We start from the raw sequence: 9,355 nt of genomic DNA, 5'->3' as shown, positions 1-9,355 counted from the left end.
ACCGAGTCGGGCTTCAATCCGCAAGCGGTCTCGCCCAAAGGCGCCGTCGGTGTTGTGGCTGTGATGCCCGCCACGTGGCGGCGCTACGGCATCGCCGACGCACGCGATCCGCGCCAGAACGTGCAGGCCGGCGCGGCCCACCTGCAGTACCTGCTGGGCCGCTACGGCGACCTCCAACTGGCGCTGGCGGCCTATAACGCCGGCGAAGGCGCGGTCGAGCGCCACGGCATGCGGATTCCCCCGTACGCGGAGACGCAGGACTACGTCCCGCGCGTCATCTCGCTATATCGCGGGTACCAGGCTAGCGCCGCGCCGAACGCCGGCGGCGATGCACCGGCCAATGACGCGCGGCAGCGCCAGCCGTAGCGCACGGACAGGTGCGCACGCTACTGGCGTGCTGATGCCGGGCGTGCGACTGCCGGTGCAAGCGGTCAGATCACGCGCTGTCAGGCCCGTTCACAACGGTGTCTTGCTGGCCGTCGTCATCGGGCCCGGCACTCGCCAGCAAGCGATAGCCCACCGCATAGATCGACTCGATCTGACAGCTGATCCCGGGGATGGCCTGCAGGCGGCTGCGCAGGCGGCCAACGTAGACGTCAACGGTGCGGGTCTCCAGCTTGGTATCGATGCCCCACACCGCCGATAGCAGGTCCTGCCGGCGCACCACGCCTCCCGCGTGCCGCGCGAAGTGCTGGGCGATCTCCAGCTCCTTGCCGCTCAGCGTGGTTTCATGCCCGTCCAGGCGGAGCACGTCGCGTCCAAGGCGCAGCGTCTGCTCGCCAGGCTCGCCCAAGCTCCTGCGCAGCAGGGCCCGGATGCGGGCAAGCAACATCTCGCGCCAGACCGGCTTGGCGACATAATCGTCGGCGCCAGCGTCCAGCAACTGGATGACGGCTTCCGGATCGTCGGTCACGGACTGGAACAACACCGGGATGCGGGACCGGCCACGGCCGCGCAACCAGCGCAGCAGCCGCATGCCGTCCATCTCGGGCATGTTGAGGTCCAGCACCACCAGGTGCGGCGACTGGGCCTCCAGGTAGTGCTTGGCTTCCAGTCCGTTACGCGCGGTGGAGACCTGGTAGCCGGCCTGCTTGATCCAGCTGGCAAGCAGCGCGCGTTGCGCGGGATCGTCCTCGACGACCAGGATGGTGGGGGAGACTGCCATGGTTCTTGCTCTTTTTGGTATCTGGATGGGCGGGTAAGGATGGGGTTGGGTCCCGCTCAGAATGCGCCGGCCTCGCTTGGGACGGCCTCGCTTGGCATGGTATGGGCGGGCGGCCCGGTACGGCTGGCGTCGCGCGGCACGATCAGGCGAAAGGCGGTGCCGCGTCCTTCCACCGTATCGGCCACCAACTGCCCGTCGTGCAGTTGCAATAGTTCAGTGGCGATGCGCAAGCCGATGCCGAAGCCCTGGCGGCGCTGGCCCGCGCGCAGGATGCCTGGCAGCCGGCCGTGCCACTGGTCGAAGCTGCCCAGGCGAGCACTGCCCCGGATGCCGGGCAAGCCGCCGGCCTGGTCGGAGACGGCAAGCTCGACCGCCTCCGGGCTGGCGCTAAGCGTGACCTGGACGCAGGCTCCGGGCGGGGAGAGCTGGATGGCATTGTCCAGGACATTCTGCAGGGCGCGCGCCAGCAACAGGGGAACGCCGGTAACGGTGGCGTCACCGGGTGCCGGGTGCGAAGCCTGCGCGGCTCCGGCCTGGCTATCGGCTTCGGAAGCGGCCTCGGCAGCGGCCTCGTCCAGGCGGGAAAACCGGAGGCTGACCTTGCGCGCGTGCGCCAGTGGCTGCGCACGCGCCACCACGTCCTGCGCCAGCACCTGCAGGTCGCAGGGCTCCCATTCGATGTCCCGCGTGCGGCGGAACGGCGTGCGCAGGAGATTCTCGGTCAGGTTCAGCAAGAACCCGGAGAGTCGCCCGATGTGGCCGATCCCGCCCAGGGAATCGAAAGCGCCGCGGTCCGCCTCGTGCAACTGCGTCATGGCCAGGATCGAGTTCTGCGGCGCGCGCAGGTCGTGCAAGCTGGCACGCAGGCGGTCGGTCTCATGGCGCCAGACCTGCTCCAGCGGGCTGCAGTCGATGATCGTGACCAGCGCGGCGATGTCGGGGTCGTTATGCACGCGGTCGCGCCGCAGCCACAGCGGCCGTCCGTTGTAGTACGCGATGGCGCCGCCGGGACGCTGTTCGTCAGCGAGCGGCTGGGCGGTTTCGCTCAGCGCCTCGGCCAGCACGCTGCCGCGCTGCACCGGTACCCCGAGCGTAACGGCAGCGTTGGCGCTGGCGACCAGGACCAGCCCCTCGCGGTCCAGTGCGATGGTGCACCACGGCTGGTTGTTGACGATGCGCTGCAGCCGTGCCGAGCGCGACATCAACTGGCCTACCGATTCATGCAGGCGCGACAGGTCGCGGTCGGAGCCGAACGCGTTGGCATGCGATCCGCGCATGTTGCCGGTCCGCTTGTCGCCGTCGTGGCTGCGCAGTTGCCGCAGCACCCTGTAGGCGGTGGTCAGCGTGGCGAAGTGCCAGTGCACCGCGCTGGCCAGGATCGTGGCGCCGATCCCGAACAGGGCTGGCTCGGGGCGTACCGCAAAAGTGCCCCAGCGGGCCGCGCAGTACACGATGGCAAGCACCACGGCCGACAGCAGCGCGCCGATGCCCAGCGAGCGCAGCAAGCCCAGCGTGCTCGACGCAAGCGCCACCAGCATGACCATCACCAGCGCCAGCGACGACTGCAGCGCCCATGGCATTTCCTGGAGATAGCGGCCGGAGGCGACCGCAGCCAGCGTGGTGGCGATGAATTCGGTCGCGCCGACAAAATCGTACTGGCCCTGGTAGACCACCGCGACCTTGTGCGGGTCCAGGGCCGGCAACGCTACCACCGTCATGCCGGCATACCGGGGGCGGCGCATCAACACGCCGATCGGATCGTCGGAGAAGAGGTAGTGCACCAGCCCTGGCGGCTGGGCGAGGACGACGGCTGTCTGGTCGCCGCAAATGCGGCTGAACAGTGAGGCAAAGCCGCCGCCCTCGCAATCGTCCAACGGCAGGTGGGAGAGCGGATGTGGCTTGACCGCCGCGGCGCCAATCAGGCGGCCCCGATCCACCGGCAGGCGATCCAGTATCACGCGGCCATCGCCGCCGAGCAGTTGCGTCAGCAGCGGCAGATCCGATCGCGGTGCGATAAATGCCGTGGGGGTGCGCAACGCGGCTGCGGGCAGGGTGGCGAGCGCGGCGTTGGAGGCGGTCGTCATGCTTGCCGAGAACGGATATTCACGGGCGGAAACCACCAGCCCGGACATCATTTCCTCGTCGTATTGCAGACTGTCGCGGGCGGCATCGGTGGCCGGGGCGACGGACTCGGGTAGTACCACGAGCACGCCAGCCATCTCGGAAGCCTCGCTGCGTGCAGAGAGCGCCGCACGGGCCAGCGTGCCTACCACGCCTTCTGACGGCTCCAGCGAATATCCATACTCGATGGACAACGCGATCATGCTGCCGAACAGCAGCACGCCGAAGGTCCCCAGCGACTGCAGCCAAAATTGGCGTCTTGAGGAAGGCACCATCATTCGTCTTTCAAATCAGAACAGAGGCTGCCCCATGCGTGAGCAGTTCGGAGGACAAATGAAAAATCCCGGCCGCATTGGCGCCGACTATTCATGCGTGCGTGCTGATGGCCGTCCTGCTGCGATCACGGGGTTGGCCGTTGTCAATATTGCGTTCGCCGGCCCGGAGGGGGGCGTTTCGGTTTGGCGATTTAAGAAGGAAATGGTTATCGTGTCAACGCGGTTTGCAGGCCTATATGCTAAATATATCCAAAATGTAAATAATATTGATATTCAAGCGACAAGCGAAACCAATTTGTGATAAGGGCCGTCATTTTCATGCGCTTTGTTACGAGATGTAAAATGTTTCACCACACGTAACTTCAGGCCGCCTGATGCAGACCGTGCCAAGGGGTTTTGGTTAGCATGCTGTTTCTGTCAAAAAAGGGAAAAATATGCAGAACAACAGGGTTAATCACATCGCCTCCGTTTCATCGATCGCCTCGCTGGCATCGATGACGGCGCTGGTCTTGCTGCTGGGGGCTTGTGGCCAGGCGGACACCCCGGCCGCGTCCTCCGCGAGCGTCAAGGACACCTCCCTGCCCAAGGAATGCGAGCAGGCGGAGGCCGCACAGCGCTCCTGCACCGAGCACATGGCATCGGGCTACGAGCGGCTGGGGCAAGCCGCGGGCGCGCGCCAGCTCCGCGACGCCTTCACCAAGGACATGGAGGCCACGCGCACGCGCTGGCGCGACGCCAGTGACAAGGAAGGCCTGGCCAGATCCTGCGCTACCATGCGCGACAGCATCAACGCCCAGCCACAGTGCAAGGGCTGAGCGCCGCCTTCCTATCCCCTCGCCTTGGGCGCCAGCCCGCGCGAGCGCGCCGCGGCACGTTCGCGCAGGTCCTGCACGAAGGCCTCGGCGGCATCGTCGAGGTCGCGTCCGCCTTGGCGTAGCAGCCCGACCGGCTCCTCGCTGCCCTGGCCCGAGATGGGCAGCAGCACCCGTTCCCTGTCTTCCAGGGCCTGGCGCATGGCGCAGCGCGGCGCCAGCCAGACGGCGTCGGACTTCAGCGCGATGAGCTGGCCCAGGTAGGCGTCCGCGGTCTCCAGTACGCCGTTCGGCAACACGAAGCCGTGACGCGCCAGCAGGCTCTCCGCGCTGTGGCGCGGCACCGAGCCCTGCGCCGGCACCACCAGCGGGAAGGCCATGACGTCCGCCATGGAAGGCGGCAGGGTGCTCAGCGGATGCCCCTTGCGCACCGCCAGCAGCAGCGGCTCGGCGTTCAGCATTTCAAACCACAGCCCCTCCATCACCGCCGGATTGTCCATGCGGCCGATGACGATATCGAGCAGATCGGCCTTAAGCCAATCGATCAGCGTGCGGTTCATGCCTGTCTGCACCGCCAGGCCGACTTCCGGATGCGCGCGGCGAAACGCCAGCACCGCCTCCTGCAATAAGTCTGGCACCACGCTGGGCAGGGCGCCCAGCCGGAGATGCCGGCGCCCGGCGGCGGCCGAGCTACCGATGCTATCCGCGGCTTCGTCCAGGTCCTCCAGCACGCGCAAGGCGTGGCGCAGGAAGCGCTGGCCCAGCTCGGTCAGGTCGGTGCCCGCCCGGCCGCGCGTCAGCAAGCGTGCGCCCAGCAGCGCTTCCAGCTCGGTCAGGGTCTTGGAAACGGCGGGCTGGCTAAGGCCCAGTTGCTCCCCGGCCAGGCCCAGGTGCTGGGTTTGCGCCACCGCCACGAAGCAATGCAGGTGGCGTAGGCGGACACGGTTGCGAAAGGTGGCTTGGAAGGCGGGTTGCATATCGAAAAATTATGCAAATAGTTGAAAAACTCAATATACATGCGTGATGGGTGCAAATAAAGTAATGAAAATTCCACCCCACGGAGACACGTATCATGGCCGACTCGCCCATCAAGTTGCCGCCAGGGCTGGCGCAATACCGCCGCCACTACTGGGACACGCAGCCGGAGTACCGCTTTGACCCGTACGGTTCCACGGCACTGCGCTCGCCCAACGAGCCGCTGGTGGCGCTGAACCAGACGCTGTCCGAGGTGACCGGACCGCTGTTCGGCGCCGAGTTCGTGCGCCACGGCGATAGCGACCTGACCGCCGGCCACGCCGGCGAAGCCATCGGCGAGCGCATCCTGGTCAGCGGCCGCGTGCTCGATGAAAACGGCCGTCCCGTGCCGAACGCGCTGATCGAGGTCTGGCAGGCCAATGCCGCCGGCCGCTACGTGCACAAGCGCGACCAGCACGATGCGCCGCTCGACCCCAATTTCACCGGCGAAGGCCGCGCGGTGACCGACGCGCAGGGCCGCTACCAGTTCAAGACCATCAAGCCCGGCGCTTATCCCTGGCGCAATCACCACAACGCCTGGCGGCCGCAGCATATCCATTTCTCGCTGTTCGGCAACGCTTATGCCACGCGCCTGGTGACGCAGATGTATTTCCCGGGCGACCCGCTGCTCGCCTTCGATCCCATCTTCAATTGCGTGCCGGACGCCAAGGCGCGCGATCGCCTGGTGGCCGCCTTCGACTGGGAAACCACGGTCCCCGAGTACGCCCTCGGCTACCGTTTCGATATCGTGCTGCGTGGCCGCGATGCCACGCCGATGGAGTAAGCCATGTTGTACGCCACCGCATCCCAGACCGTTGGACCCTACCTGCATATCGGCCTGTCCGGCCTTGACCGCGCCGACCTGACCGCCGATGCCCCCGAACTGACGGGCGAGCGCATCGTGGTCGAAGGCCGCGTGATCGACGGCAAGGGCGATCCCGTGCCCGACGGCATGGTAGAGATCTGGCAGGCCAACCCCGCCGGCCGCTACCGCCATCCCGACGACGCGCGCGATGGCGCCGGGACGGCACTGGTGCCTGGCTTCACCGGCTTTGGCCGGCTGCCGACCGGGCCCGACGGCAGTTTCCGCTTCGTCACCGTCAAGCCGGGCCCCGTGCCCGGCCCCGACGGCCAGCCGCAGGCGCCGCACATTGTCGTCTCGCTGTTCATGCGCGGCCTGCTCAAGCATCTGTCCACGCGCCTATACTTCCCGGACGAAGCGCAGGCCAACGCACGCGACTGGGCGTTGTCGCAGGTGCCCGCCGCGCGCCGCCACACGCTGGTGGCGCAGCAAGCAGGCGCAGGCAAGCTGCAATGGCAGGTAGTGCTGCAAGGCCAGGACGAGACGGTCTTCTTCGACATCTGATCCCGCGCGCAGCCATTGCCAGCGCGCCCGCGCCGAACCAAGCCCCGGCGCCGGACCCTTCGCGGGCCGGCGCTGGGGTTTTTCCATGCCGATGCGAACCTGATTCGATGCCGACTTCATCCCGACTGACCGACCCGATGTTCGGCAGCGCCGCCACGCTGGCCGCTTTCTCCGATACGGCAACCGTCCAGCGCATGCTCGATTTTGAAGCCGCGCTGGCGCGCGCCGAAGCCAGCTGCGGGGTGATCCCCGCGGACGCCGCCGAGACGATCGCCGCCACCTGCCGCGCCGACGAGATCGATTTCGACGCGCTGGCCGCCGCCGCCGTGGCCGGTGGCAACCTCGCCATTCCCCTGGTGAGGCAACTTACCGCCCGCGTGGCCGCGCGCGACGCGCAAGCCGCGCGCTACGTGCACTGGGGCGCCACCAGCCAGGACGCGATCGACACCGGCATGGTGCTGCAATTGCGTGAAGCCTTGCAGGCGGTCGACACCGATCTCAAGGCCCTTGGCCATGCCTGTGCGGCGCTCGCCAGCCAGCACCGCGACACACCGATGGTGGCGCGCACCTGGCTGCAGCACGCGCTGCCCACCACCTTTGGCCTCAAGGCCGCCGGCTGGCTCGATGCCCTGCGCCGCGACCTGCGCCGCCTCGGCGCCGCGCGTGCGCAGGCCGCCACGCTGCAATTCGGCGGCGCCGCCGGCACGCTGGCCAGCCTGGGCGACGCGGCGCCGGCCGTGGCAGCGGCGCTTGGCAGCGCGCTCTCCCTGGCGGTGGCGCCCACGCCCTGGCATGCCTACCGGGACCGCATGGTCGAGGTAGCCACCACGCTCGGCATGCTCACCGGTACGCTGGGCAAGATCGCCCGTGACGTGTCGCTGATGATGCAAACGGAAGTGGCCGAGGTAGCGGAGCCCACCGGCCCCGGGCGCGGCGGCTCCAGCACCATGCCGCACAAGCGCAACCCGGTTGGCAGCGCCGCTGTGCTCACCGCCGCCGTGCGCGTGCCGCCGCTGGTGGCGACCATGCTGGCCGGCATGGTGCAGGAGCACGAGCGCGCGCTGGGTGGCTGGCAGGCGGAATGGGATACCTTGCCGCAGATCGTCACGCTGGCAGCAGGGGCATTGCGGCAGATGCTGGAAGTGGTGGGAGGATTGCAGGTGGATGCCGCGCGCATGCGCGCCAACCTGGGTGTCACGCACGGGCTGATCCTGGCGGAAGCCGCCATGCTGGAGCTCGGCGGCAAGATCGGCAGGCTGCCGGCGCATCACCTGGTGGAAGGCGCCTGCCGGCGGGCCGTGGCCGAAGGCACGACATTGCGGGAAGCCCTGGGTGCGACCCTGGCCGAGGACGCAGCGCATGCGGAGCTGATGGATGCGGCGGCGCTGGACCGGGTTTGCGATCCGGCCAATTACGCCGGGCAGGCGGCGGGCTTCGCCGATGCGGTCCTGGCGGCCTGGCGGCAGGAAGCCGGCCAACATGGATCGCCCTCCGGGACCCCGGTCACAAGCGGCCAGTCCGCATTGCCCCCGGGCCCGAGCAGCGTGGCGGAACTGGGCAGCGATGTCATCGCGCTGATGGACGCCTTGCAGATCCAGAAGGCCGCCTTCTGCGGCTTGTCGATGGGCGGCCTCACCGGCATGTGGCTGGGCGTGAACGCACCGCAGCGCTTCTCCCGCATTGTGCTGGCCAATACCGCGCCCAAGATCGGCACGCCCGAGGCGTGGAACACGCGCATCGAAGACGTGCTGCGCGACGGCATGTCGCCGCTGGTGGAGGGCTCGTTGCAGCGTTGGTTTACGCCTGCCTTTGCCAGCGCCGCCGGCAGCCGGCTCGATGACCTGCGCGCGGTGCTCAGCGGGCTGGACGCCCGTGGCTATGCGGCAAACTGCGCGGCGGTGCGAGACGCGGACTTGCGCGAGGCGGTCAAGACCATTCCGGTGCCGGTGCTGGTGATTGCCGGCAGCGCGGACCCGTCCACCACCGCGGCGCAAGGGCGCGCGCTGGCCGATGCCATTCCGGGCGCGCGCTATCTCGAGCTGGAAGCGGCTCACCTGTCCAACCGCGAACAGCCCGCGCGCTTCACCGAGGCGCTGCTGGACTTCCTGGGCGGCGATGCGCAACAGCCCGCCGGCCACCCCGCCAACGATGGCGAGCGCTACCAGGCCGGCCTGGCCGTGCGCCGCGCGGTGCTAGGCAGTGCCCACGTGGATCGCTCGCTGGCCAAGCTCAACCCGCTGACCGAGGAGTTCCAGAACCTGATCACGCGCTATGCATGGGGCGAGATCTGGACCCGCGAAGGCTTGCCGCGCCATTCTCGCAGCCTGATCACCATTGCGATGATGGTGGCGCTTAATCGCAGCGAGGAGCTGAAGTTGCATCTGCGCGCCGCGGCCAATAATCATGTCAGTCGCGACGAGGTTAAGGAAGTGCTCTTGCAGACGGCTATTTATTGTGGGGTGCCGGCGGCTAACTCGGCTTTTCATATGGCGGAGGAGGTGTTTGCTGCTGTGGATGCGGAGGGTATTAGGGGGGAGTAAGGGGGGCTTTGGTTGTATTGCTGCGGCGTTGGCATCTTGCACCCAAGAGCGTACGACATCCC

General features: G+C 67.8%; 9 protein-coding genes and 1 pseudogene. 7 read left to right on the top strand and 3 right to left on the bottom strand.

From position 1 onward, the window contains the following. The coding region (locus OR16_RS32710; protein WP_006163086.1) for a lytic transglycosylase domain-containing protein at positions 1-366 on the top strand (366 nt) is incomplete at its 5' end. Positions 367-436: 70 nt separating this feature from the next. On the opposite strand, the gene OR16_RS32705 is transcribed toward OR16_RS32710, so the two are convergent. Further along, positions 437-1,165: a response regulator transcription factor gene (locus OR16_RS32705; RefSeq protein ID WP_006163076.1), complete on the bottom strand. Its 729-nt coding sequence runs from the start codon at positions 1,163-1,165 to the stop codon at positions 437-439. A gap of 56 nt (positions 1,166-1,221) precedes the next feature. After that, positions 1,222-3,564: a sensor histidine kinase gene (locus OR16_RS32700; protein WP_006163074.1), complete on the bottom strand. Its 2,343-nt coding sequence runs from the start codon at positions 3,562-3,564 to the stop codon at positions 1,222-1,224. A 31-nt stretch (positions 3,565-3,595) separates the two neighbouring features. Here OR16_RS32700 and OR16_RS43785 point away from each other — a divergent pair, with 31 nt between their 5' ends. Beyond that, positions 3,596-3,862, top strand: coding sequence for a hypothetical protein (locus OR16_RS43785; RefSeq protein WP_141639951.1), 267 nt, complete (start codon positions 3,596-3,598; stop codon positions 3,860-3,862). A 133-nt stretch (positions 3,863-3,995) separates the two neighbouring features. Next, complete coding sequence (locus tag OR16_RS32695) at positions 3,996-4,376, top strand: hypothetical protein (protein ID WP_006163073.1); 381 nt, start codon at positions 3,996-3,998, stop codon at positions 4,374-4,376. A gap of 11 nt (positions 4,377-4,387) precedes the next feature. Here the strand turns inward: OR16_RS32695 and OR16_RS32690 are convergent, their stop codons facing one another. Beyond that, positions 4,388-5,350, bottom strand: a complete 963-nt coding sequence (locus OR16_RS32690; RefSeq protein WP_006163072.1) for a LysR substrate-binding domain-containing protein — start codon at positions 5,348-5,350, stop codon at positions 4,388-4,390. A 95-nt stretch (positions 5,351-5,445) separates the two neighbouring features. Here OR16_RS32690 and pcaH point away from each other — a divergent pair, with 95 nt between their 5' ends. The 4 genes and pseudogenes from pcaH (at position 5,446) to pcaC (ending at position 9,293) form a co-directional block, all read left to right on the top strand. Next, positions 5,446-6,171: a protocatechuate 3,4-dioxygenase subunit beta gene (gene pcaH / locus OR16_RS32685; protein WP_006163071.1), complete on the top strand. Its 726-nt coding sequence runs from the start codon at positions 5,446-5,448 to the stop codon at positions 6,169-6,171. A 3-nt stretch (positions 6,172-6,174) separates the two neighbouring features. Beyond that, a complete protein-coding gene (pcaG, locus tag OR16_RS32680; protein ID WP_006163070.1) occupies positions 6,175-6,753 on the top strand; it encodes a protocatechuate 3,4-dioxygenase subunit alpha in 579 nt (192 codons plus the stop codon). Between the two features lie 107 nt (positions 6,754-6,860). Continuing rightward, positions 6,861-8,216: pseudogene (locus OR16_RS32675) on the top strand (3-carboxy-cis,cis-muconate cycloisomerase); the annotation flags it as partial. Between the two features lie 81 nt (positions 8,217-8,297). Then, positions 8,298-9,293, top strand: a complete 996-nt coding sequence (gene pcaC / locus OR16_RS46650; RefSeq protein WP_272942890.1) for a 4-carboxymuconolactone decarboxylase — start codon at positions 8,298-8,300, stop codon at positions 9,291-9,293. Positions 9,294-9,355 lie beyond the last annotated feature (62 nt).

The organism is Cupriavidus basilensis OR16 (assembly GCF_000243095.1).
GTDB classification, from domain to species: Bacteria; Pseudomonadota; Gammaproteobacteria; order Burkholderiales; family Burkholderiaceae; genus Cupriavidus; species Cupriavidus basilensis_D.
This window is presented reverse-complemented; position numbering and strand designations above follow the sequence as displayed.